Genomic DNA, 24157 nt, shown 5'->3' on the forward strand with positions numbered 1-24157 from the left:
ATGTCCAACAACGTTGAGCTTTTCGAAATGGGCCCTCGGGACGGGCTGCAGAATGAAAAGCGCCAAATTCCGACATCCGAAAAAATTGCACTGGTGGATTGTCTGTCGCAAGCGGGTTTCAAGCGCATCGAGGTGGCCAGCTTTGTCAGCCCCAAATGGGTGCCGCAAATGGCCGACTCGGCGGAAGTCCTCGCCGGTATAAATCGTGCCGAAGGCGTCAGCTACGCGGCCCTCACGCCGAACATGCGCGGCTTTGAGGGCGCCGTTGCCGCCAAGGCGGATGAAATTGCGATATTTGGCTCTGCCTCTGAGGGCTTTTCGAAAGCCAACATCAACGCCACCATCGCAGAGAGCCTGGACCGTTTTGCGCCAGTGGTGGCAGCGGCAAAAGACATAGGCCTGCCTGTGCGCGGCTATGTGAGCTGCATAACCGATTGTCCTTATGATGGCCCCACGCCGCCAGAGAAAGTGGCCGAGGTCGCGAAACACCTGTTTGATGCGGGCTGTTATGAGATCAGTTTGGGTGACACCATTGGTCAGGGCACTCCGGACAGCATCTCTGCGATGTTGCAAGCTGTCTTGGAGGTGGTGCCTGCGCACAAGCTGGCAGGACATTATCACGACACAGAGGGTCGCGCTTTGGCGAACATCGAGGCGTCGCTGGATCTTGGCATCCGGGTGTTTGATGCCGCCGTTGGCGGCTTGGGTGGGTGCCCTTATGCGCCGGGGGCAAAAGGCAACGTGGCCACGGAGGCGGTGGATGCGCGCCTCAAGGCGCTGGGCTATGAAACGGGGCTTGATACAGCGGTTCTGGCGCAAGCCGCTAAGATGGCGCGGTCCATGCGCGCAGTCGACGCCAAGTGAGAGGAAACATAATGACTTACGAAACCCTCACCATCACCACCGACAAACGCGGTGTTGCCACGCTCACTCTGAACCGTCCGGAAAAGCACAATGCGATGTCCGGTGCGATGATCGTGGAGTTAAAGCAGGCTGCCGAGGCGCTGGGCGCGGATAATTCGGTGCGCGTGGTGGTGCTGACTGGGGCCGGCAAAAGCTTCTGTGCGGGCGGCGATCTGGGCTGGATGCAGGCGCAGATGGCGGCTGATCCGGACACGCGTTTTGTAGAGGCGCGCAAGCTCGCCGAGGCGCTTCAGGCGCTCAACACCCTGCCCAAGCCCCTCATCGGTCGGTTGCAGGGCAATGCCTTTGGCGGCGGCGTTGGCATGGCCAGCGTTTGCGACGTGGCCATTGGGGTGGACAGCCTGACTATGGGGTTAACCGAAACCAAGCTGGGTTTGATCCCTGCCACTATAGGTCCTTACGTTCTGTCGCGCATGGGGGAGGCCATGGCCCGCCGTGTTTTTATGTCCGCCCGCCTGTTCAAAGCGCCGGAAGCGGTCACCTTGGGGCTCTTGGCCAAAGCGGTGCCAGCAGAGGAGCTGGACGCCGCGGTGGAGGCGGAAGTCGCGCCCTATTTGGCTTGCGCGCCACAGGCCGTGGCCCGTGCCAAGGCACTTGCCCGGACGCTGGGGCCAAGGATTGACGATGACGTGATCGACCACACCATTGGCGAGTTGGTGGCTTGTTGGGAAGGACAAGAGGCCAAGGACGGCATTGGTGCCTTCTTTGCCAAGCAAAAGCCATCTTGGGCGTCTTGACCTGGACGCAGGCCCTGTGAAGGCGTGTTTGCGCCTTCACAGCCGTTAACCTCTAAATTACCGATAGATCACGATTTTTGCGATTGGCAGCTGTTGCCAAGCCATTTGTTGTGCGCAGGCCTTTTCCCTAGTGATTTTCTAGGGTTTCGAAGGGCAGCGGAATCAAAGGGTCAATTTGTCCTGTTTCAAGTGGTGGGCCGGAAAAAATGACACCGGCTTAATGCCGCACATGGGTTTGAAGACAGGTTAAGTGACTGAATTTGTGTTAAAAACACCAATGTCACGTCTTGTTCAAAACTTGCGCTAAATATTGACCCCGCCATGGGGCAGGGGTAAACCCCGCAAGGAGTTGATACAGCCATCTGACTGCACCGAACTGGCGTGCATGAAAGGAGCTACCTATGGAAGAGATGCTTCGGGAATATTTTCCCATCCTCATCTTCGCCGCCGTCGCCATCGGCCTCGGCCTTGTCTTCATCCTTGCCGCCGTTGTTTTAGCTGTACGCAACCCGGACCCGGAAAAGGTCTCGGCGTACGAGTGTGGTTTCAACGCATTTGATGACGCGCGTATGAAATTTGACGTTCGGTTCTACCTCGTGTCGATCCTGTTCATCATCTTTGACTTGGAAATTGCCTTCCTATTCCCATGGGCCGTGGCCTTCAAGGACGTCTCGATGGTTGGTTTCTGGTCCATGATGGTGTTCCTCGCCGTGCTTACCATTGGCTTTGCCTATGAGTGGAAGAAGGGAGCTTTGGAATGGGAGTGATGACAGGTGCAAACACCGCGGGTGTCGACAAAGAAGTGGTCACTCAGGCGCTGAATTCTGAGTTGCAGGACAAAGGCTTCCTGCTGACCAACGCCGAAGACCTGATCAACTGGGGCCGCACTGGCTCTTTGCACTGGATGACCTTTGGTCTGGCCTGCTGCGCGGTTGAGATGATGCACACTTCCATGCCGCGCTATGACGCGGAGCGGTTTGGCATTGCGCCACGCGCCTCCCCGCGTCAGTCCGACGTGATGATTGTGGCTGGCACCCTGACCAACAAAATGGCACCGGCGCTGCGCAAGGTCTACGACCAGATGCCTGAGCCACGCTACGTGATCTCCATGGGCTCCTGCGCCAATGGCGGCGGCTACTACCACTACAGCTACTCCGTTGTGCGCGGTTGTGACCGTATTGTGCCGGTCGACATCTACGTGCCAGGCTGCCCGCCCACAGCAGAAGCACTGCTCTATGGCCTGTTGCAGCTGCAACGCAAAATTCGCCGCACGGGGACCATTGAACGATGACCGAAGCCCTGAAAGAACTTGGCGCCCACATCGAACTCAAGCGCCCGGATTGTGTGTTGGGCTGGGACGTGGCCTTTGACGAGCTGACCATCACCGTCACTCCGACCAATATTGCCCCGTTTGTGGAGTTTCTGCGCAACGATCCAACCTGCCGCTTCTCCACCCTCGTGGACGTAACCGCCGTGGACTACCCCGAGCGGTCCAAGCGCTTTGACGTCGTCTACCACTTCCTGAGCATGTATCAGAACCAACGCGTGCGCCTGCGCGTGTCGGTGCGCGAAGATGAAATGGTGCCCTCGATTGTGCCGGTGCACCCCTCCGCCAACTGGTTTGAGCGGGAAGTCTTTGACATGTTCGGCATCATCTTCTCCGACCACCCGGACCTACGCCGCCTGCTGACGGACTACGGTTTTCGCGGACATCCGCTGCGTAAGGATTTCCCGACCACCGGTTACACCGAAGTGCGCTATGATGAAGTGCAAAAACGCGTGGTTTACGAGCCTGTGCAACTGACGCAGGACTACCGCCAGTTTGATTTCATGTCGCCATGGGAAGGTGCCAACTACATCCTGCCCGGTGACGAAAAAGGGGACGCGAAATGATGGACGGCTCCAAATTTGATGACGGCAGCGTGGATGCGCTGAGCGGCGAACAGCAGATCCGCAACTTCAACATCAACTTCGGTCCTCAGCACCCTGCGGCCCACGGCGTGCTACGTCTTGTGCTCGAACTGGACGGCGAAATCGTAGAACGTTGCGATCCGCACGTTGGCCTGCTGCATCGTGGCACCGAAAAGCTGATGGAAAGCCGCACCTATCTGCAAAACCTGCCGTATCTCGACCGCCTCGACTATGTGGCGCCGATGAACCAGGAACACGCTTGGTGCTTGGCCATTGAAAAACTGACCGGCACCGAGGTGCCCCGTCGTGCGCAGCTCATTCGCGTGCTGTTCTGCGAAATCGGCCGCATTCTGAACCACCTGATGAACATCACCACACAGGCGATGGACGTTGGCGCGCTGACCCCGCCGCTGTGGGGCTTTGAAGAGCGCGAAAAGCTGATGGTGTTTTATGAACGTGCCTGTGGCGCACGTCTGCACGCCAACTACTTCCGCCCGGGCGGTGTGCACCAGGATTTGCCAGATCAACTGGTGGACGACATCGAAGAATGGGCCATTGAGTTCCCGGAAGTGATCGACGACATCGACGGGTTGCTGACCGAAAACCGCGTCTTCAAACAGCGTAACGTCGACATTGGCGTGGTGAACGAAGACGAAGTGCTGCAGTTCGGCATGTCCGGCGTGATGGCGCGCTCGGCGGGCCTCGCATGGGACCTGCGCCGCGCCCAGCCTTATGAGTGCTACGACGAGTTTGAGTTCCAGATCCCTGTTGGCAAAAACGGCGACTGTTACGACCGCTACCTGATGCGCATGGAAGAAATGCGCCAGTCGCTGTCGATTATGCGACAGGCGATCCATAAGCTGCGCGAAGCCACCGGCGACGTGCTGTCACGGGGCAAGCTGACCCCTCCCAAACGCGGCGATATGAAAACCTCGATGGAAAGCCTGATCCACCACTTCAAGCTTTACACCGAGGGCTTCCATGTGCCCGAAGGCGAAGTTTATGCCGCTGTAGAGGCGCCCAAAGGGGAATTTGGCGTCTACATGGTGGCCGATGGCACCAACAAGCCATATCGCGCCAAACTGCGCGCGCCGGGCTACCTGCACCTGCAGGCGATGGATCACATCGCAACGGGCCATCAGCTCGCCGATGTGGCTGCCATCATCGGTACCATGGACATTGTGTTCGGGGAGATCGACCGGTGAGAAAGCTTGCACTGACCACAGCCGTTTTGCTGGCCGCGCCCGCTTGGGCGGCGGATGAAGTGCCTGTGTCCCAAGAAATGCTCGATCTGATCATTTCGGTGGGCGAGGCCAACGACTGCTTGATCACCCGTGATCTGGCCAAAGCGGAACTGCTGCCCGCAGGCTTCACCGGACGCAGCTTTGAAAAGTCGCTGCGCTATTTGGAAAAACAAGGGCAGGGTGACATCGACTCTGGCACCTTCAAACTCAATACGGAGGCCTGCAAATAATGCTGCGCCGTTTGTATCATGAACAGCCGGAAAGCTTTGCTTTCACTGACGCAAACCAGAGCTGGGCTGAGTCTCAGATCACCAAATACCCAGAAGGTCGCCAGGCCTCTGCTGTGATCCCGCTTTTGTGGCGCGCACAGGAGCAGGAAGGGTGGCTCTCTAAGCCCGCGATTGAAGCTGTCGCCGATTTGCTCGACATGGCTTATATCCGTGTGCTTGAGGTGGCGTCTTTCTACTTCATGTTCCAACTGCAACCGGTGGGTTCTGTCGCCCACATCCAGATTTGCGGCACCACGTCCTGCATGATCTGTGGTGCTGAAGATTTGGTGGCGGTCTGCAAAGAGAAAATCGCAAACAAGCCGCACGAGCTGTCTGCGGATGGCAAATTCTCTTGGGAAGAAGTTGAATGCCTTGGGGCCTGCACCAACGCGCCCATGGCCCAGATCGGCAAAGACTACTACGAGGACCTGACCGCAGACGGCTTCGCCAAGATGCTGGACGAAATGTCCGCGGGCAAAGTGCCAACGCCGGGTCCGCAAAACGGCCGTTACGCCTCTGAACCTCTGTCTGGCCTCACCAGCCTGACCGAATACGACAGCGGCAAAACGCAGTACAACGCGTCTGCGCAGTTGGCGACGGACATCGGCGACACCATCAAGCGCATTGATGGCACTGAAGTGCCGATCCTGACGCCCTGGATCGGCAAAGACGGTGTGGTTGCCGGTCGTGCTGCCGAAGGTCAGCCACCTGAGCCCGCGCCCACGCCGAAACCCGCTGTGAAGCAGGCCGAAGAGGCAAAGAAAGCCGAGAAGCCCAAAACGAAAAAGGCTGAGACCGCAGAGACTAAGGCCGAAAAGCCAAAGGCCAAGAAGCCTGCCGCCAAGAAAGCCCCCGCCGCAGGCGGCGCCGACGATCTGAAACAGCTGAAGGGTGTAGGACCGGCACTGGAAAAGAAGCTGCACGACAATGGCGTGACAACCTTTGCTCAAATCGCGGCTTGGAACGCTGAAGACATCGCCGACATGGACGACAAGCTGTCGTTCAAAGGCCGTATCGAACGCGACGGATGGGTTGATCAGGCCAAGCTTCTCGCCGCTGGTGAAGACACCGAGTTCTCCAAGAAAGTCGCCAAAGGCGACGTGTACAAGGACTAATCTATGCAGGCCAACCATCAGAAACCGGACACTGCCAAGCAAAGCCGCACCGCGGCGCTTGTAATTGCGGGCACAGGACTGTTCTGGATTGCGGCCATTTTGATCGGGGACTGGCTGGAGCTGCCGCAACGCACACGTGCCCTTCTCGATCTGATAGCCTTGGCGGGCTTTGTGTTCGCCTTTGTGCTGATTTTTAGAATTTGGCGCGCGCGTCAGGCAGATAAAGGGTAACGGGATGCTCAAAGATCAAGACCGTATCTTTACCAACCTCTACGGCATGCATGACCGTACATTGGCTGGCGCGAAAGCGCGCGGTCATTGGGATGGCACCGCCAAAATGATCCAACAGGGGCGGGATGCGATCATCGACACCATGAAGGCGTCCGGCCTGCGTGGTCGTGGTGGCGCGGGCTTCCCTACTGGTCTGAAGTGGTCCTTCATGCCCAAGGAAAGCGACGGTCGCCCGGCCTATCTGGTGATCAACGCCGATGAATCCGAGCCCGGCACCTGTAAAGACCGTGAAATCATGCGCCACGATCCGCACACGCTGATCGAAGGGGCCTTGATCGCCTCTTTCGCAATGAACGCGCACACCTGCTACATCTACATCCGCGGTGAATACATCCGCGAGCGCGAAGCGCTTCAGACGGCGATTGACGAAGCCTATGACGCAGGTCTGCTTGGCAAAAACGCAGCGGGCTCTGGTTGGGACTTTGACCTCTTCCTGCACCACGGCGCGGGTGCCTATATCTGCGGCGAAGAAACTGCACTGCTGGAGAGCCTTGAGGGCAAAAAAGGCATGCCCCGAATGAAACCACCGTTCCCGGCGGGGGCAGGTCTCTATGGCTGCCCGACCACTGTGAACAACGTGGAGTCGATTGCGGTTGTGCCGACGATCCTGCGCCGTGGTGGCGAGTGGTTTGCAGGCTTTGGCCGCCCAAACAACGCCGGCACCAAGCTGTTTGGCATTTCCGGTCACGTGCACAACCCCTGTGTTGTTGAAGAGGAGATGTCGATCTCTTTCGAAGAGCTGATCGAAAAACACTGTGGCGGCATCCGTGGCGGTTGGGACAACCTGTTGGCCGTGATCCCTGGCGGCTCGTCCGTGCCATGTGTGCGTGGCGAAAACATGCGCGACGCGGTCATGGACTTTGACTACCTGCGCAACGACCTGGGCTCCGGTCTTGGCACCGCGGCAGTGATTGTTATGGACAAGCAGACCGATATCATCAAAGCGATCTGGCGCCTGTCCAAATTCTACAAACACGAAAGCTGTGGCCAATGTACCCCGTGCCGCGAAGGTACTGGCTGGATGATGCGCGTGATGGATCGATTGGTACGCGGCGAAGCAGAGATCGAAGAAATTGATATGCTGTGGGATGTGACCAAACAGGTCGAAGGCCACACAATCTGTGCTTTGGGTGACGCGGCTGCGTGGCCTATCCAGGGTTTGATCCGCAATTTCCGTGAGGAAATCGAAGACCGGATCAAAGCCAACCAAACCGGGCGCATGGGCGCCTTTGCAGCGGAGTAAATACGAAGAATGCTCAAGACGACGTTCATTTGCCAGCGGAAGACGCCAGCCATCATTGTCGGGTTGCTTATTGCAGCCACGGCACTTTCAGGCTGTAGCGGCAACTGGCGTGCAAGCTTTAAAAGCAAGCGTGAACGCATCGCCTTTGAAGGCTTTGAGTACAAAGCCAAAGCCAATCAGGTCTCCAAAGAAGAACGCGACCACTTTGAAGTGATCGTCTCCCGTGCCAACCAAAGCCTGGACGGCGCGCGTCAGGCCGGTGGCTATGAAGCGGTGAAATACTGCATCAAGGAATACGGCACATCTAAAATGGACTGGGTGATTGGCCCGGAAACAGAAACCATCATTCCGGTGGACGACAAAATCAGGCTCGAAGGATACTGCCGCCCGTGATCGGTTATCCGACATATCTTGGCTGTTATTGCCTATCACAGGAGCTTTTGACTCTGTCCTCCTTGGCAAAGGGTGTCTTTGCCGTTGCTAAAGGAGTGAGTAAATGATCCGCCTGACCTCTGTTTTTGTGGCCGCAACTCTTGTTTTGAGCACGGCAGCTGTCGCCAAGCCGCCTCTGCGTGAAGTGAAAGAGATCAACGATCCCTTGTATTGGGCGCTTGTGGCTTACGAGCTCAGCGAACACTGCGACACCCTTGAGCCTCGAAAGCTCAAAGGCGCAGCAGATGGCTGGGGGCTTGTGCGCAAGGCGCGCAAACTTGGCTATACCGACGATGAAATCAAAGCATTCATCAAATCGGACGAAGAGAAAGCTCGCATGCGCGCGCGCGGCGAGGCTTTTCTGAAGCACAAAGGCGTCTCTTTGGACAATCAGGAATCTGTCTGTGCGCTGGGACGCGCGGAAATCGAACGAAACAGCGCGATCGGCGTGTATTTGAGGGCGAAATAAGCGATGTCTGACCTCCGCAAGATCATCATCGACGAGACCGAAGTCGAGGTAGAGGGCGCAATGACCCTGATCCAGGCCTGCGAAGAAGCAGGCGTGGAAATCCCGCGGTTCTGCTACCATGAGCGTCTCTCGATTGCCGGCAACTGCCGCATGTGTCTTGTTGAAGTTGTCGGCGGCCCGCCCAAGCCAGCCGCTTCCTGCGCGATGCAGGTGCGTGACCTGCGCCCTGGTCCAGAAGGACAGCCCCCGGTTGTGAAAACCAACTCGCCAATGGTGAAAAAAGCGCGAGAAGGCGTGATGGAGTTTATGCTGATCAATCACCCGCTGGATTGCCCGATCTGCGATCAGGGCGGCGAGTGCGATCTGCAAGACCAAGCTATGGCCTATGGCATCAGCGAAAACCGTTTCAAAGAGCCAAAACGCGCCGTTGATGATCTGGACCTTGGCCCGCTGGTGTCCACCACCATGACACGTTGTATTTCTTGCACCCGCTGTGTGCGTTTCACCACCGAGGTGGCGGGCATCACCCAAATGGGCCAGACCGGTCGCGGCGAAGACGCAGAAATTACCAGCTATCTGAACCAGACTCTGGACAGCAACCTACAGGGCAACATCATAGACCTGTGCCCGGTTGGCGCACTGACCTCCAAGCCCTATAGCTTCACCGCCCGTCCTTGGGAATTGACCAAAACCGAAACCATCGATGTGATGGACGCGCTTGGCTCCAACATCCGCGTGGACACCAAAGGGCGCGAAGTGATGCGCATCCTGCCGCGCAACCACGATGGTGTGAACGAAGAGTGGATTTCTGACAAAACACGCTTTGTTTGGGACGGCCTGCGTCGCCAGCGGCTGGATCAGCCCTACGTGCGCGAAGACGGCAAGTTGAAGCCCGCAACCTGGGCAGAGGCCTTGTCCGCCGTTGCCGGCGTGATGAAGACCCGGAAAGTGGCTGCCTTGGTTGGGGATCTGGCCCCAACCGAAGCAATTTTTGCGCTCAAGCAGTTGGTTGAAGGTCTCGATGGCTCCATCGAATGCCGCACCAACGGCGCACCACTGCCTTCTGACAACCGCTCCGCCTATGTGGGCAACGCCTCCATTGAAGACATCGACACTGCCAAAGAAATCTATCTGATTGGCACCAACCCCCGCGATGAGGCGCCAGTGTTGAACGCGCGTATCCGCAAAGCGTGGACCAAAGGCGCTAATGTCACCGTGATTGGCCAGTCCGACATGGACCTGACCTATGACTACGCCGTGGCTGGCCCCGGTCGTGCACCGCTGGCCAAGCTGGTTGCCACAGCCAAGCCAAAAGACGATGTGGTGGTGATTGTCGGCCAAGGTGCGCTTGGCGAGGGCGATGCCGTGGCGGTGCTCAGCCAGTGTATGGCGGCGACCGAAAAGCTTGGCGGCAAGATGATGGTCCTGCACACTGCCGCCTCCCGCGTGGGCGCATTGGATGTGGGGGCTGTGACTGACGGCGGCATGACCAAGGCGCTTGAGGGCGCGGAAGTGGTCTTCAACCTGGGTGCGGACGAAGTTGAAATCGCCGAAGGTCCAATTGTGATCTATCAGGGCAGCCACGGTGATCGCGGTGCTCACCGTGCAGATGTGATCCTGCCCGCGGCGGCCTACACCGAAGAAAATGGCCTGTTTGTGAACACCGAAGGCCGCCCACAGCTGTCCATGCGCGCCGGTTTTGCTCCGGGCCAAGCCAAGGAGAACTGGGCGATCCTGCGGGCACTGAGCGCTGAGCTCGGCGCGCCGCTGGCCTATGACAGCCTCGCGCAGTTGCGTCAGGAGCTGGTGGCTGCGGTTCCTCATTTGAAACAGATCGATCAGGTTGTCGAAAACGAATGGCAGCCGATTGACCCAATCGCGCTCAAAAACGGCCGCTTCTCTGCGACCATCACCGACTTCTATCTGACAAATCCAATCGCACGCGCCAGCTCGCTGATGGCAGAACTCTCTGCCGCCGCCAAGTCACGCGACGCTGCCCCAATTGCTGCGGAATAAGCCAATAGAATGACCAACAGGCGCCCTCATAATCTTCTTGCCACGGTCGCTTTGGCCGCGCTCTCAGCTTGCACCCCACAGCCTGAGGCAGGGGTGATGCGTGAGGATATGGCATTTGAACCGAAGTACGCGGGTGTGGACACCCGCCTTCTGGAAGGCGACCTGGTGAATTTCCACGTCGCCATGACCGGCGCGCGGGACGAAAAAGATGTGCATGCCTACGCGGAATGCGCAGCAGCACAATACGCGCTCATTCGCGGCTTTGGCTTTGCCCGGCATGTGCGCACAACAACAGACAATCAGGGCGACCTGTGGTCAGGAGATGCGGTTTACACCATCTCCGCCGCACTGCCCCGTGGGCTCAAGACAATCGACGCCGAAGTCATTGTCGCGAACTGCGAAGACAACGGAATACCTACGGTGTGAGGACCCATGACTGAATTCTTTACCACCACATACCTTGGCATCACGCTCCTGACATTGGGACAGGTGCTGGCGGTTGTCGTGCCGCTTTTGGTGGCACTGGCATTCCTGCTTTACGCCGACCGTAAGGTCTGGGCAGCAGTACAGCTGCGTCGCGGTCCAAACGTTGTGGGCGCATTTGGTCTGCTGCAAAGCTTTGCCGACTTCATCAAATATGCGGTGAAAGAGATCGTCTATCCGGCGGGTTCGGACAAAGTGGTCTTCCTGCTCGCGCCGATGATCAGCCTGGTCATGGCGCTGATCGCTTGGGCCGTGATCCCATTTAACGACGACTGGGTGGTCTCTGACATCAACGTTGCGATCCTCTACGTGATGGCGGTGAGTTCTCTGGAAGTCTACGGCGTGATCATGGGCGGATGGGCGTCCAACTCCAAATACCCTTTCTTGGGTTCACTGCGCTCCGCTGCACAGATGATTTCCTACGAAGTGTCGCTGGGCCTGATCATAATTGGGGTGATCATCACCACCGGTTCGATGAACTTCGGCGACATCGTGAACGCACAGGACGGCAAATACGGTATCTTCAGCTGGTATTGGCTGCCACACTTCCCGATGATGTTCCTCTTCCTGATCTCGGCGATGGCGGAAACCAACCGCCCACCGTTTGACCTTCCTGAAGCGGAATCCGAACTGGTGGCAGGCTATCAGGTGGAATACTCCTCCACCCCGTTCCTGTTGTTCATGATCGGTGAGTATGTGGCCATCGTGCTGATGTGTGCTCTGGTGTCGCTGCTGTTCTTGGGCGGTTGGCTCTCCCCGATCCCGGGTCTGCCAGACGGTATCCTGTGGATGCTGCTGAAGATCTGCTTCGTTTTCTTTATCTTCTCGATGGTGAAAGCCATCTCCCCACGCTACCGCTACGACCAGTTGATGCGCATTGGTTGGAAAGTCTTCCTGCCGCTGTCCCTTGCTTGGGTTGTTCTGGTGGCGTTCCTCGCAAAATTCGAACTCTTCGGCGGTGCCTATGCCCGCTGGGCCATCGGAGGCTGATATGACGGCAATCGACTACAAACGCGCCGCCGGCTACTTCCTGCTGAAGGACTTTTTGGGCGGTTTCAAACTGGGCATGAAGTACTTCTTCAAACCCAAGGCCACCGTGAACTACCCACACGAAAAAGGCCCGCTGTCCCCACGCTTCCGTGGCGAACACGCCCTGCGTCGCTACCCCAATGGCGAAGAGCGTTGTATTGCCTGCAAGCTCTGTGAAGCGATTTGTCCGGCACAGGCGATCACCATTGACGCCGAACCGCGCGAAGATGGCTCCCGCCGCACCACGCGCTATGACATCGACATGACCAAATGCATCTACTGCGGCTTCTGCCAGGAAGCCTGCCCGGTGGACGCGATTGTCGAAGGTCCAAACTTTGAGTTTGCCACCGAGACCCGCGAAGAGCTGTTCTACGACAAAGAAAAGCTGCTTGAAAACGGCGCCCGTTGGGAGGCCGAAATCGCGCGCAACCTCGAAATTGACGCGCCGTACCGCTGATCAAGGAACCCAGGACCATGAGCGACAGCAAAAACCCATATGAGGCGATGTTCGCCCAGTATCAGGAGATGGCGAAAGCCTTCAATCCTGCGCTGGAAAGCTTTACGCCCAAAGGGTTTGAGGCGCTCTGGCCCACCATGCCCAAAGACGTCATGGAGATGTTCTTTGGCAACACAATGAACAAAGGCGGCTTGGATGCCAAAACCCGCCTGCTGCTGACACTGGGTGCGCTCACCATGCTGGGCGCGCAAGGCGATGCACAAATCCGGCTCACACTCCGCCATCTGGTGGAAGTTGGAGCCACAAAACAGGAAATCGTGGAGACCATCGGCCAGATGTCGATGTTCGCCGGTATTCCCGCCACCACCCGCGCCATGGAATTGGTGCAAGAGGTTTTGGCGGAACAAGAGGGAAGTGACACATGACCATCGCGGCATATGCGTTTTGGCTGTTTTCGATCTGCGTGATCACCGGTGGGTTTTTCACTGTGATCAGCCGCAACCCGGTGCACTCCGTGCTCTGGCTCATCCTGGCGTTTTTGAGCTCTGCCGGGCTCTTCGTGCTGCTTGGGGCCGAGTTTGTGGCTATGCTTTTGATCATCGTTTATGTGGGCGCAGTGGCGGTGCTCTTCCTCTTTGTGGTGATGATGCTGGATGTGGACTTTGCCGAGCTTAAAGCAGGCATGGCGCAATACCTGCCGCTGTCGTTGATGATCGGTGCCATCCTCCTTATGCAACTTGGCATGGTGTTTGGACCTTGGGAGTTTTCCGACACAGCGCAAAGCCTGCGCGCAGCCCCAACACCAACCGACACTCACAACACCGCAGCGCTGGGTCTGATCCTTTACGATCAGTACTTCCTGCTTTTCCAACTGTCCGGCCTGATCCTGCTGGTCGCGATGATCGGCGCAATTGTGCTGACCCTGCGTCACCGCAAGGACGTGAAGCGGCAGAATGTGCTGGAGCAAATGTGGCGTGACCCAGCTGATGCGATGGAATTGAAAGACGTAAAACCGGGGCAGGGGCTCTAAGCCCGCCGGAAGAGAAAAAAGAACCGAGGGACCAAATATGATTGGTTTGGAACACTACCTAGGCGTGGCGGCAATGCTTTTCGTCATCGGCATTTTCGGCCTCTTCCTGAACCGGAAGAACATCATCATCCTGTTGATGTCGATCGAACTCATCCTGCTGTCTGTGAACATCAACCTGGTGGCATTTTCGTCTTACCTAGGTGACCTCACCGGCCAGGTCTTTGCGCTCTTCGTGATGACCGTGGCCGCCGCAGAAGCCGCCATCGGCCTGGCGATCCTGGTCTCTTTCTTCCGGAACCGTGGCACCATCGCGGTCGAAGACGTCAACGTGATGAAAGGCTAAGCGATCATGGAAACGTTCATTCTCTTCGGCCCGCTTGTCGGTGCCCTGATCGCTGGCTTCGGATGGCGCGTGATTGGCGAAAAAGCCGCGCAATACGTCACCACCGCGATCCTGTTCTGGGCCTGTTTCCTCAGCTGGATTGTCTTCCTTGGCCTTGACGCCGAGCAAGTCAAACAGATCCACGTTCTGGACTTCATCCAATCCGGCCACCTCGACACCGCCTGGTCGATCCGCGTTGATCGCCTGACAGCAATCATGCTGATTGTGGTGACCTCGGTCTCCGCCCTCGTGCACCTCTACTCCATGGGCTACATGGCGCATGACGAGAACTGGGGCGAAGGCGAGCACTACAAGGCGCGCTTCTTCGCCTACTTGTCGTTCTTTACCTTCACCATGTTGATGCTGGTGACCGCCGACAACCTGCTGCAGATGTTCTTTGGTTGGGAAGGCGTGGGCGTCGCGTCCTACCTTTTGATCGGGTTCTACTACAAAAAGCCGTCGGCCAACGCTGCTGCAATCAAGGCCTTTGTTGTGAACCGCGTCGGTGACTTTGGTTTCCTTCTGGGCATCTTTGGCATCTACATGCTGACCGACAGCATCAAGTTTGACGACATCTTTGCGGCTGCGCCTGCGCTGGCCGAGATGGAGCTGCACTTCCTGTGGCGCGACTGGAACGCCGCCAACCTTCTGGCCTTCCTGCTGTTCATCGGTGCGATGGGTAAATCGGCACAGCTCTTCCTGCACACCTGGTTGCCGGACGCGATGGAAGGCCCGACGCCTGTGTCCGCGCTGATCCACGCGGCCACCATGGTGACCGCGGGGGTGTTCCTTGTGTCGCGCATGTCGCCGCTGATCGAATACGCCGGTGACACCAAGGCGTTCATCGTCTTCCTCGGCGCCTCGACTGCCTTTGTTGCGGCCACAATTGGCCTCGTACAGAACGACATCAAACGCGTGATTGCCTACTCAACCATGTCCCAGTTGGGCTACATGTTTGTGGCAGCGGGCGTTGGCGTCTACTCGGCGGCCATGTTCCACCTCTTCACCCACGCCTTCTTCAAAGCGATGCTCTTCTTGGGTGCGGGCTCTGTGATCCACGCGATGCACCACGAGCAGGACATGCGCAACTACGGCGGCCTGCGTAAAAAGATCCCATACACCTACTGGGCAATGATGATTGGCACGCTGGCGATCACCGGCGTCGGCATCCCGCTCACGCACATCGGTTTTGCTGGCTTCCTGTCCAAAGACGCCATCATCGAAAGCGCTTGGGCTGGTACCGCAGGTGGCTACGGCTTCTGGATGCTGGTTGTCGCAGCGATGCTCACCAGCTTCTACAGCTGGCGCCTGATCTTCCTGACCTTCTACGGCGAGCCTCGCGGCAACAAGCACACCCACGACCATGCGCATGAAAGCCCGATGGTCATGCTGATCCCGCTGGGCTTTCTGTCTCTGGGCGCAATCTTTGCCGGGATGATTTGGTTTGGCTCCTTCTTTGGTGACCACGACACAGTGAACAAATTCTACGGCGTGCCATCGCACCATGCGGAAAGCAGCGAGGGTCATGGCGAAGACGCAAGCCACGGTGACGACCATGCCAAAGACGAAGCGCATGGCGACGATCATGCCGCTTCTCACGACGATGCGGACCACGCAGCAGTCAAGGCAGTGCACCATGGCGAGGCCCCCAAAGGCGCGATCTTCACCCACCCGGACAACCACGTTATGGACGACGCGCACCACGCCCCGAAATGGGTCAAGGTCAGCCCCTTCATCGCCATGGTCATCGGTCTGGTGTTTGCGCTGTGGTTCTACATCTGGAACCCATCCATGCCCGCGCGCATGGCTGAGGCCCAGCGTCCACTGTATCTGTTCCTGCTGAACAAATGGTACTTCGACGAAGCCTATGACTTCCTGTTTGTACGCCCAGCCAAAGCCATTGGCCGCTTCCTGTGGAAACGGGGTGACGGGGACGTGATTGACGGTTCCATCAACGGTATCGCCATGGGCTTCGTGCCCTGGGTCACCCGCCTCGCGGGCCGCGCCCAGACCGGCTACGTCTTTACCTATGCACTTGCCATGGTGATCGGCATTGTTGCCCTCATCACCCTGGTGTCGCTCAGCGGAGGAGCGCACTAATGAACGACAGCTTGCTCTCCCTGGTCACGTTTATTCCGACCTTTGCGGCGTTGATCCTCGTGATCTTCCTGCGTGGCGAAGACGAAATGGCTCAGCGCAACGCCAAACGCGTTGCCCTGACTGCGACCGTCATCACCTTTTTGGTATCGATCTTTGTGCTTGCAGGGTTTGATCCGTCTGACACAGGCTTTCAGTTTGTCGAAGAACGCGATTGGTTGATGGGGTTGAAATACAAACTTGGCGTGGATGGCATTTCGATCCTGTTTGTGATGCTCACCACCTTCATCATGCCGCTTGTTATCTGGGCGTCCTGGGACGTGAAGGTGCGCGTGAAGGAATACATGATCGCCTTCCTGCTCTTGGAAACGTTGATGCTCGGCGTGTTCATGGCGCTGGATCTGGTGCTCTTCTACTTGTTCTTCGAAGCGGGCCTGATCCCCATGTTCCTGATCATCGGGATCTGGGGCGGTGCCAATCGCATCTACGCCTCCTTCAAGTTCTTCCTCTACACCTTCCTCGGCTCCGTGCTGATGCTGGTGGCGATGATCGCAATGTTTGTGGATGCGGGCACAACCGACATCCCAACTCTGATGACCCACCAATTTGCCTCTGGCACGATGAAAGTCATGGGCATCACCGTGATCGGCGGTATGCAGACCCTGATGTTCCTGGCTTTCTTCGCGTCTTTCGCGGTGAAAATGCCAATGTGGCCGGTGCACACCTGGTTGCCTGACGCGCACGTGCAAGCGCCAACCGCTGGCTCCGTGGTTCTGGCGGCCATCCTGTTGAAGATGGGCGGCTACGGCTTCCTGCGTTTCAGCCTGCCGATGTTCCCAATTGGTGCTGAGGTTCTGACGCCGCTTGTACTGTGGATGTCTGCAATTGCGATTGTCTATACCTCGCTGGTCGCGCTGGTGCAGGAAGACATGAAAAAGCTGATTGCATATAGCTCGGTGGCGCACATGGGCTATGTGACCATGGGCATCTTTGCCGCCAACCAGCAAGGCATCGACGGCGCAATCTTCCAGATGATCAGCCACGGCTTCATCTCCGGCGCGCTCTTCTTGTGTGTGGGCGTGATCTATGACCGTATGCACACGCGTGAGATCGACGCCTACGGCGGTCTTGTGAACCGCATGCCAGCCTATGCGCTGATCTTCATGTTCTTCACCATGGCCAACGTTGGCCTGCCGGGCACTTCTGGCTTTGTTGGTGAATTCCTGACCCTGATGGGCGTGTTCCAGGTCAACACTTGGGTGGCGCTGATCGCCACCTCCGGCGTGATCCTGTCGGCGGCTTATGCGCTGTGGCTCTACCGCCGCGTGGTGATGGGCGACCTGATCAAGGAAAGCCTGAAGACCATCAGCGACATGACAAGCCGGGAAAAGATGATCTTCGCGCCGCTTGTGGCGATGACATTGATCCTGGGCGTCTACCCATCCCTGGTCACAGACATCATTGGTCCCTCCGTCGAGAACCTGATTTCCAACTATGACACCGCACTGGCCCAAGGCGCTTCCGCCAGCCAGACGGCATCGCACTAAGGAGCGCTTGAGATATGATCCAGGCTGACCTGAACATCATCTTGCCGGAAATCCTGCTGGCCCTCTTCGCCATGCTGGCGTTGGTGGCAGTGGTTTACACCGGCAAAGACAAAATGGCGCCGATGCTGACATGGCTGACCGCCGGTGTGTTTGCCATCCTCGCCGTGTGGATTGGCGTGTCCGGTGACGGCGACAACATCGCTTTCAACGGCATGTTCCACGACGACGCCTTCTCCCGCTTTGCCAAAGTGGCAATGCTTCTGGCTGGTGCGGCTGTGCTGGTCATGGGCGCGGACTACATGAAGCGCCGCAATATGCTGCGCTTCGAGTATCCAATCCTCGTCGCTCTGGCGATGGTTGGCATGATGGTGATGGTTTCCGCGGGCGACCTGATGGCGCTCTACATGGGCCTTGAGCTGCAGTCCCTGTCGCTCTACGTCGTTGCCACCCTGCGCCGCGATGGCGTGAAGTCCACCGAAGCGGGGATGAAATACTTCCTGCTTGGCGCGCTGTCTTCCGGTCTGCTACTCTATGGCTCCTCGCTGGTCTACGGCTTTGCAGGCACCACAACCTTTGCTGGCATCATCGAAGCGGTTAGCCACGGCCACGCCCCGCTGGGTCTGTTGTTTGGCCTGACCTTCGTGATCTCCGGTCTGGCATTCAAAGTCTCCGCCGTGCCGTTCCACATGTGGACGCCGGATGTCTACGAAGGCGCACCAACGCCGATCACGGCTTTCTTTGCCACCGCGCCTAAGCTGGCGGCCATGGGCCTGTTTGCCCGCGTGCTTTTTGACGCCTTTGGTGGCGTGATTGGCGATTGGCAGCAGATCATCGCGCTTCTGTCGGTTCTGTCCATGTTCCTCGGCGCTGTGGCCGCGATTGGCCAAACCAACATCAAACGCCTGATGGCCTATTCCTCCATCGCGCATATGGGCTACGCCCTGATGGGCCTCGCGGCGGGTACCGCGCTGGGTGTTGAAGCGATGCTGGTTTACATGGCCATCTACGTGACCATGAACGTTGGCACCTTTGCCTTCATCCTGTCGATGGAGAAAGACGGCCAGCCGGTGACAGACATCGCCTCGCTGAACCTCTACAGCAAACAGGCGTCCGGCCGGGCCTTGGCGCTGCTGTTCCTATTGTTCTCCTTGGCAGGCGTGCCGCCATTCCTCGGCTTCTTCGGCAAGCTGAACGTGCTTCTGGCTGCCATGGACGCAGGCCTTGCATGGCTCGCTATCGCTGGTGTTGTGGCCTCTGTGATTGGGGCCTTCTATTACCTGCGCATCGTCTACTTCATGTATTTTGGCGAGGAAGGCGACACGCTGGATGCGCCGCGTTCAATGGTTCAGCAAGTGATGCTGATGGCCAGCGCTGCGATCATGCTGCTGGGGATTGTGAACTTCTTTGGCGTCGACACCGCCGCGCAAGCCGCCGCCGCAGCCTTGATGCCGCATTGATCACCAAGTAAAGAACCCACATGTGACGCGTCCCACCGGGGCGCGTTGCTGTTTTTGACCAACTGCTGTGAGACGGAGTGACCATGAGCAACTGGCCTGAAGGATACAGTCGCCGCGTGCTGGCCGAAGTCGACAGCACCAATGCCGAAGCCGCCCGCATTGCGCAGGAATTGGCTGGCCCCGAATGGATTCTTGGCCTGCGGCAAACCCAGGGGCGTGGCCGCCGGGGCAGGGCCTGGGTCGACCCCATTGGCAACTTCGCAGGCACCCTTGTGATGCGCCCGGCGGAAGCCCCCGATCAGGTTGCACTGCGCTCCTTTGTGGCCTCTCTGGCGCTATATGATGCTTTTGTGGCTGTGACAGGCCGCTCTGAGGGACTGGCGCTCAAGTGGCCCAATGACGTATTGCTCAACGGCGGCAAAGTTGCAGGCATTCTGCTGGAGAGCGCAGGCATGGCCGGCGGTGCGGTGAGCCACATCGCCATCGGCATCGGTGTGAACCTCGCCCATGCGCCGGACACCGGCGCAGTCGAAGCCCATGCCACACGTCCGGTTTCCTTGCTTAGCGAAACCGGCGCGGCCGTCACGCCCGAAGACTTCCTCGATGCGCTGGCTCCGGCCTACGCGCATTGGGAAACCCAGTTCAGCACCTACGGCTTTGAGCCGATACGCACCGCTTGGTTGACCCGCGCCGCACGCATTGGTGAGGTCATCACCGCGCGCACCACCCGCGACGAAACGACCGGAACCTTCGAAACGGTAGACAGCGCAGGCAATCTGGTGTTGAAGACCGCGAAAGGCCGCGTGGCCATCCCCGCGGCCGACATCTTTTTCTGACCCGCGCAAAGAGGGACCAAGACCCATGCTTCTGGCCATTGACTGCGGCAACACCAACACCGTGTTCTCGATCTGGGACGGGGAGAAATTCCTCTGCACCCTGCGCACGTCGACCCACCACGCCCGCACCGCAGACGCCTACTTCACGTGGTACTCCACATTGATCAAGCACTATGGCATTAAGGCGGAAATCACCGATGTGATCATCTCTTCCACCGTACCCCGTGTGGTATGGAACCTGCGTGTGTTCGCCGACCGCTTCTTCAACTGCCGTCCGCTGGTGGTGGGCAAACCGGAATGCAGACTGCCCCATGCCCCGCGTGTGGACCAAGGCACACAACCCGGACCAGACCGTTTGGCAAATGCCGTCGCTGCCTACGACCGTCACGGCGGCAATGTGGTGGTGGTCGACTTTGGCACGGCTACGAACTTTGACGTGGTGGCGGAAGACGGCGCTTATGTCGGCGGCGTGATTGCCCCCGGTGTAAACCTCAGCCTTGAGGCCTTGCACTCTGGTGCAGCAGCTTTGCCACATGTCGACGTCAGCCAACCAGAAAAAGTGATCGGAACCAACACTGTGGGCTGTATTCAGTCCGGGGTGTTCTGGGGCTACACCGGCTTGATCGAGGGCGTCATCGCCAGGATCAAGGCTGAATACGGCGCCCCAATGAAAGTGGTGGGCACAGGTGGCCTCGCTCCGCTCTTTGAGCAGGGCGACGATCTGTTTGACACCATCGAAGACGATTTGACGATGCACGGCTTGACCGTGATCCATGATTACAACAAGGAGCAGGGCGCATGAGCGACCGCTTGATCTATCTGCCGCTGGGCGGCTCCGGCGAAATTGGCATGAACGCCTATGTCTACGGCTATGGCCCGGCAGACAATGAACGCCTCATCCTCGTCGACATTGGTGTAGCTTTTTCCGATATGGAAACCAGCCCCGGTGTTGATCTGATCTTCGCCGACATCACGTGGCTGGAAGAAAACAAATCCCGGCTTGAGGCGGTATTCATCACCCACGGCCACGAAGACCACATCGGCGCCATCGGCCACTATTGGGAACGCCTCGGCGTGCCAGTCTATGCCCGCGCGTTTACCGCCAATCTGGCGCGCCACAAAATGGCCGACCGCGGCCAGCCTGAAGAAGTTGTCCGCACCGTCTCCGCATGGCCGGAAACAACCGAAGCTGGCCCTTTCAAAGTCGGCTTTCTGCCCGTGAGCCACTCCATCCCGGAAAGCGCCGCCTTGGTCATCGACACGCCCGCAGGTCGTGTGATCCACTCTGGCGACTTCAAACTCGACGAAACCCCGCTGGTGGGCGAACCGTTTGACCCTGCGCTGTGGGCCGAAGTGTCCAAAGACGGCGTCAAAGCTATGATCTGTGACTCCACCAACGTGTTTTCACCACACGAAGGCCGCTCCGAGGCGTCCGTTGGTCCTGAGATCGAAAAGCTGGTGGCTGCTGCGCCCAACATGGTGGTTGCCACCACATTTGCCTCCAACGTTGCGCGTGTAAAAACGCTGGCTGAAGCAGGTGAGCGGGCAGGGCGCTCCATCTGCCTGATGGGCCGCGCCATGCGCCGCATGATCGAAGCGGCCATTCAAACCGGCGTTCTGTCTGATTTCCCCAAAGTGGTCAGCCCCGAAGACGCCGCCAGCATTCCGCGTGAAAACCTGATGCTATTGGTCACCGGTTCCCAAGGCGAACGCCGCGCTGCCAGCGCACAGCTGGCCCGTGGAAAATACAATGGCATCACGCTGAAAGACGGCGACCTGTTCCTGTTCAGCTCCAAAACCATTCCAGGCAACGAAAAAGGCGTGATCCGCATCATCAACCAGTTCTCCGAAATGGGGGTGGATGTGGTCGATGACAGTTCCGGCAAATACCACGTCTCCGGCCACGCCAACCGCCCGGACTTGGCGCGCCTGCATGACATCGTGAACCCAACCATGGTTATCCCAAACCATGGCGAACACCGTCATCTTCGTGAACATGCCAAGCTGGCCAACGAAGCTGGTCGCGCGTCTATCGTGGCTGTGAACGGCACGATGTTGGACCTCTCTGGTGATCAGCCCTCCATCGCTGGCTACGTGGAGACCGGTCGCACATACTTGGATGGCAACACCCAGATCGGCGCTATGGATGGCATTATTCGCGACCGCATTCGCATGGCACTCAATGGCCATGTGATTGTGACCGTGCTGCTGGACGAGGACGACGAACCATTGGGCGATGCTTGGTGTGAGCTAATGGGGCTGCCGGAATTTGGCCGCTCGCAAGCGCCTCTGGTCGATGTACTCGAAGAGGACGTCACCCAGTTCTTGGGACGCGCCAAAGAGAAAACCCTGCGCGACGACGACAAAATCGAAGGTGACATCCGCCGCATCGTGCGCAACTCCGCCCGTGACGAGATTGGCAAAAAGCCGGAAGTAACGGTGATTGTCAGCCGCTTGAGCTAAGCAGCACGCACAAACGTCAATTGAATGAACACGGTGGTCCGCTTGCCTATGGCTTGCGGACCATTTTCTTGACGATCCGGCGAGTCAAAGGTGCCAAAACCAACACCAGCGGGAAGGCCACCATCCAACTGGCGACCCACGCGCTGAGCCACATCGCGACAAAGCCAGGCACCACCCCGCCGACCAAAAAGGTTGAGATGAACGTGACCACATTGGTCATCATACCAGAGAGAATGAGCCCAAAGAGAATGGGCTCAAACCGTGCAGGTATCATTGCGCGCCCTGTTCGCGGCGCTCTTCAAAGCTCATGGCGATGAAGCTTGGCATATGGTCGCCCATACCGACAACTTTTTTGCCATCATCGCGGCGATCATTGCGCCCACGTCCGCGCCCACGACGGTTGTTGTCGTCCCGGTCGCGCCCACGGTTGTCGTCACGCTTGCGCTTGTCTTCCTTGATCGGCGCTTCAGCCGCTTCCACCACTTCTGGCTTGGCATCTGCCTTCGGGGCGTCCTCGTCCTTGCGCTTGCGCGGTTTGCGCGGCTCGATCTTCACGGGGTTCTCAATGCGCGGTATCTCTTTCTGGATCAGCGCCTCAACCGCATCAAACTGCTTCTCATCACGCGGGCTACAGATGGTGACAGCTTTGCCTTCACGCCCCGCACGCCCGGTGCGGCCAATCCGGTGAACATAGTCTTCGGCATGGCCGGGCACATCAAAGTTGAACACGTGGCTGACGCTCGGCACGTCCAAACCACGCGCTGCCACATCAGAGGCCACCAAGATGCGCAGTTCACCATTGCGGAAGCTTTCCAGCGTGCGTGTACGTTGCGACTGGTCCAGGTCCCCATGGATCGGCGCCGCGTCATAGCCGTACTTTTTCAACGACTTGGCGCAGATGTCCACGTCTGTCTTACGGTTGCAGAAAATGATCGCGTTGGTGCATTTGTCACCCTCGGCATCAATCAACGCCCGCAAAACTTTGCGTTTTTCGCTGCCTTCACGGTCGCGGCGGGAGGCCTTGAACATCACAACGTTCTGCTCAATCGTCTCGCTCGCGGTTGCCTGACGCGCCACTTCCACCCGCTCCGGGTTGGACAGGAAGGTGTTGGTGATACGCTCAATCTCAGGCGCCATCGTGGCCGAGAAAAACAGCGTCTGGCGGGTGAACGGCGTCAGACCAAAGATGCGCTCGATGTCAGGAATGAACCCCATATCCAGCATCCTGTCGGCTTCATCCACCACCATGACTTTCACATCAGACAGGATCAGTTTGCCGCGCTCAAAATGGTCCAATAACCGGCCCGGCGTGGCGATCAAAACGTCCACACCTTTGTCGATGATCAGTTCTTGTTCCTTGAAGCTCACCCCACCAATGAGCAGCGCTTTGGTCAGCTTCAGGTGTTTGGAATAGGTGTCAAAGTTCTCGGCAACCTGCGCCGCCAACTCCCGTGTTGGACACAACACCAGGCTACGTGGCATACGCGCCCGGGCACGGCCGCGCGCCAGCAAAGACAGCATCGGCAGCGTGAAGCTTGCGGTCTTGCCAGTACCGGTTTGCGCAATGCCAAGCACGTCGCGGCCTTCCAATGCCGAAGGAATCGCTCCCGCCTGGATTGGGGTTGGGGTTTCATAGCCCGCTTCGGTAATCGCTTTGAGTACCTTCGGGTTGAGGTTCAGGTCAGAGAATTTTGTCATATGTATCCGTGGTTTACGGACACTCTT

At 58.1% G+C, this 24157-nt stretch carries 27 protein-coding genes; 25 read left to right on the forward strand and 2 right to left on the reverse strand.

Going from position 1 to position 24157, the window contains the following annotated elements; genetic code table 11:
* The 25 genes from MK208_RS13490 to MK208_RS13610 all read left to right on the forward strand — a co-directional run bounded on the left by MK208_RS13490 (position 1) and on the right by MK208_RS13610 (position 22432).
* Positions 1-864: a hydroxymethylglutaryl-CoA lyase gene (locus MK208_RS13490; RefSeq protein ID WP_294117345.1), complete on the forward strand. Its 864-nt coding sequence runs from the start codon at positions 1-3 to the stop codon at positions 862-864.
* An 11-nt stretch (positions 865-875) separates the two neighbouring features.
* Positions 876-1661: a crotonase/enoyl-CoA hydratase family protein gene (locus MK208_RS13495; protein WP_294117348.1), complete on the forward strand. Its 786-nt coding sequence runs from the start codon at positions 876-878 to the stop codon at positions 1659-1661.
* Between the two features lie 401 nt (positions 1662-2062).
* The gene (locus MK208_RS13500) at positions 2063-2428 is read left to right on the forward strand and encodes an NADH-quinone oxidoreductase subunit A (protein ID WP_283427194.1); all 366 of its coding nucleotides are present in this window, start codon (positions 2063-2065) and stop codon (positions 2426-2428) included.
* A complete protein-coding gene (locus MK208_RS13505) occupies positions 2419-2952 on the forward strand; it encodes an NADH-quinone oxidoreductase subunit B (protein WP_164644800.1) in 534 nt (177 codons plus the stop codon). The genes MK208_RS13500 and MK208_RS13505 overlap by 10 nt, the downstream gene beginning before the upstream one ends.
* Complete coding sequence (locus tag MK208_RS13510; protein ID WP_294117363.1) at positions 2949-3554, forward strand: NADH-quinone oxidoreductase subunit C; 606 nt, start codon at positions 2949-2951, stop codon at positions 3552-3554. Before MK208_RS13505 ends, MK208_RS13510 begins: the two co-directional genes overlap by 4 nt.
* Complete coding sequence (locus tag MK208_RS13515; protein WP_294117365.1) at positions 3554-4777, forward strand: NADH-quinone oxidoreductase subunit D; 1224 nt, start codon at positions 3554-3556, stop codon at positions 4775-4777. The genes MK208_RS13510 and MK208_RS13515 overlap by 1 nt, the downstream gene beginning before the upstream one ends.
* A complete protein-coding gene (locus MK208_RS13520) occupies positions 4774-5046 on the forward strand; it encodes a hypothetical protein (RefSeq protein WP_294117368.1) in 273 nt (90 codons plus the stop codon). Before MK208_RS13515 ends, MK208_RS13520 begins: the two co-directional genes overlap by 4 nt.
* Positions 5046-6200, forward strand: coding sequence for an NADH-quinone oxidoreductase subunit E (locus MK208_RS13525; RefSeq protein ID WP_294117372.1), 1155 nt, complete (start codon positions 5046-5048; stop codon positions 6198-6200). The genes MK208_RS13520 and MK208_RS13525 overlap by 1 nt, the downstream gene beginning before the upstream one ends.
* A 3-nt stretch (positions 6201-6203) precedes the next feature.
* Positions 6204-6431: a DUF5337 domain-containing protein gene (locus MK208_RS13530; RefSeq protein WP_294117373.1), complete on the forward strand. Its 228-nt coding sequence runs from the start codon at positions 6204-6206 to the stop codon at positions 6429-6431.
* A 4-nt stretch (positions 6432-6435) separates the two neighbouring features.
* On the forward strand, positions 6436-7734 hold the full coding sequence (gene nuoF / locus MK208_RS13535) for an NADH-quinone oxidoreductase subunit NuoF (protein WP_294117375.1): 1299 nt from the start codon (positions 6436-6438) through the stop codon (positions 7732-7734).
* A 9-nt stretch (positions 7735-7743) separates the two neighbouring features.
* A complete protein-coding gene (locus MK208_RS13540; protein ID WP_294117376.1) occupies positions 7744-8127 on the forward strand; it encodes a hypothetical protein in 384 nt (127 codons plus the stop codon).
* 103 nt (positions 8128-8230) lie between these two features.
* A complete protein-coding gene (locus MK208_RS13545) occupies positions 8231-8635 on the forward strand; it encodes a DUF5333 domain-containing protein (RefSeq protein WP_294117378.1) in 405 nt (134 codons plus the stop codon).
* 3 nt (positions 8636-8638) lie between these two features.
* Positions 8639-10651, forward strand: coding sequence for an NADH-quinone oxidoreductase subunit NuoG (gene nuoG / locus MK208_RS13550; RefSeq protein WP_294117379.1), 2013 nt, complete (start codon positions 8639-8641; stop codon positions 10649-10651).
* Positions 10652-10747: 96 nt separating this feature from the next.
* Positions 10748-11077: a hypothetical protein gene (locus MK208_RS13555; RefSeq protein ID WP_294117534.1), complete on the forward strand. Its 330-nt coding sequence runs from the start codon at positions 10748-10750 to the stop codon at positions 11075-11077.
* 6 nt (positions 11078-11083) lie between these two features.
* Positions 11084-12124, forward strand: coding sequence for an NADH-quinone oxidoreductase subunit NuoH (nuoH, locus tag MK208_RS13560; protein ID WP_294117380.1), 1041 nt, complete (start codon positions 11084-11086; stop codon positions 12122-12124).
* 1 nt (position 12125) lies between these two features.
* Entirely contained in the window at positions 12126-12620 is a 495-nt protein-coding gene (gene nuoI, locus MK208_RS13565; RefSeq protein WP_294117382.1) for an NADH-quinone oxidoreductase subunit NuoI, read from the forward strand.
* Positions 12621-12637: 17 nt separating this feature from the next.
* Complete coding sequence (locus tag MK208_RS13570; RefSeq protein ID WP_294117384.1) at positions 12638-13045, forward strand: carboxymuconolactone decarboxylase family protein; 408 nt, start codon at positions 12638-12640, stop codon at positions 13043-13045.
* Positions 13042-13650, forward strand: coding sequence for an NADH-quinone oxidoreductase subunit J (locus MK208_RS13575; protein ID WP_294117386.1), 609 nt, complete (start codon positions 13042-13044; stop codon positions 13648-13650). The genes MK208_RS13570 and MK208_RS13575 overlap by 4 nt, the downstream gene beginning before the upstream one ends.
* Before the next feature lie 37 nt (positions 13651-13687).
* Complete coding sequence (gene nuoK, locus MK208_RS13580) at positions 13688-13993, forward strand: NADH-quinone oxidoreductase subunit NuoK (protein ID WP_294117387.1); 306 nt, start codon at positions 13688-13690, stop codon at positions 13991-13993.
* Positions 13994-13999: 6 nt separating this feature from the next.
* Positions 14000-16132, forward strand: a complete 2133-nt coding sequence (gene nuoL, locus MK208_RS13585; protein ID WP_294117388.1) for an NADH-quinone oxidoreductase subunit L — start codon at positions 14000-14002, stop codon at positions 16130-16132.
* Complete coding sequence (locus MK208_RS13590; RefSeq protein ID WP_294117390.1) at positions 16132-17676, forward strand: NADH-quinone oxidoreductase subunit M; 1545 nt, start codon at positions 16132-16134, stop codon at positions 17674-17676. Before nuoL ends, MK208_RS13590 begins: the two co-directional genes overlap by 1 nt.
* Before the next feature lie 14 nt (positions 17677-17690).
* Positions 17691-19133 carry an NADH-quinone oxidoreductase subunit NuoN gene (nuoN, locus tag MK208_RS13595; protein WP_294117392.1) on the forward strand — a complete coding sequence of 481 codons (1443 nt, stop codon included), beginning with the start codon at positions 17691-17693 and terminating at the stop codon, positions 19131-19133.
* A gap of 83 nt (positions 19134-19216) precedes the next feature.
* Positions 19217-19969, forward strand: a complete 753-nt coding sequence (locus MK208_RS13600; protein WP_294117393.1) for a biotin--[acetyl-CoA-carboxylase] ligase — start codon at positions 19217-19219, stop codon at positions 19967-19969.
* Between the two features lie 25 nt (positions 19970-19994).
* Positions 19995-20771, forward strand: a complete 777-nt coding sequence (locus MK208_RS13605; RefSeq protein WP_294117395.1) for a type III pantothenate kinase — start codon at positions 19995-19997, stop codon at positions 20769-20771.
* Complete coding sequence (locus MK208_RS13610) at positions 20768-22432, forward strand: ribonuclease J (RefSeq protein WP_294117397.1); 1665 nt, start codon at positions 20768-20770, stop codon at positions 22430-22432. Before MK208_RS13605 ends, MK208_RS13610 begins: the two co-directional genes overlap by 4 nt.
* Before the next feature lie 46 nt (positions 22433-22478).
* Here MK208_RS13610 and MK208_RS13615 read toward each other — a convergent pair whose 3' ends face one another.
* Together MK208_RS13615 and MK208_RS13620 are read right to left on the reverse strand one after the other, a co-directional pair.
* Positions 22479-22706, reverse strand: a complete 228-nt coding sequence (locus tag MK208_RS13615; protein ID WP_294117400.1) for a DUF2798 domain-containing protein — start codon at positions 22704-22706, stop codon at positions 22479-22481.
* Positions 22703-24130, reverse strand: a complete 1428-nt coding sequence (locus MK208_RS13620) for a DEAD/DEAH box helicase (RefSeq protein WP_294117402.1) — start codon at positions 24128-24130, stop codon at positions 22703-22705. Before MK208_RS13620 ends, MK208_RS13615 begins: the two co-directional genes overlap by 4 nt.
* Positions 24131-24157: the final 27 nt, after the last annotated feature.

Origin of the sequence: Shimia sp., from assembly GCF_022448905.1 — a bacterium.
Classification (GTDB): Bacteria; Pseudomonadota; Alphaproteobacteria; order Rhodobacterales; family Rhodobacteraceae; genus Shimia.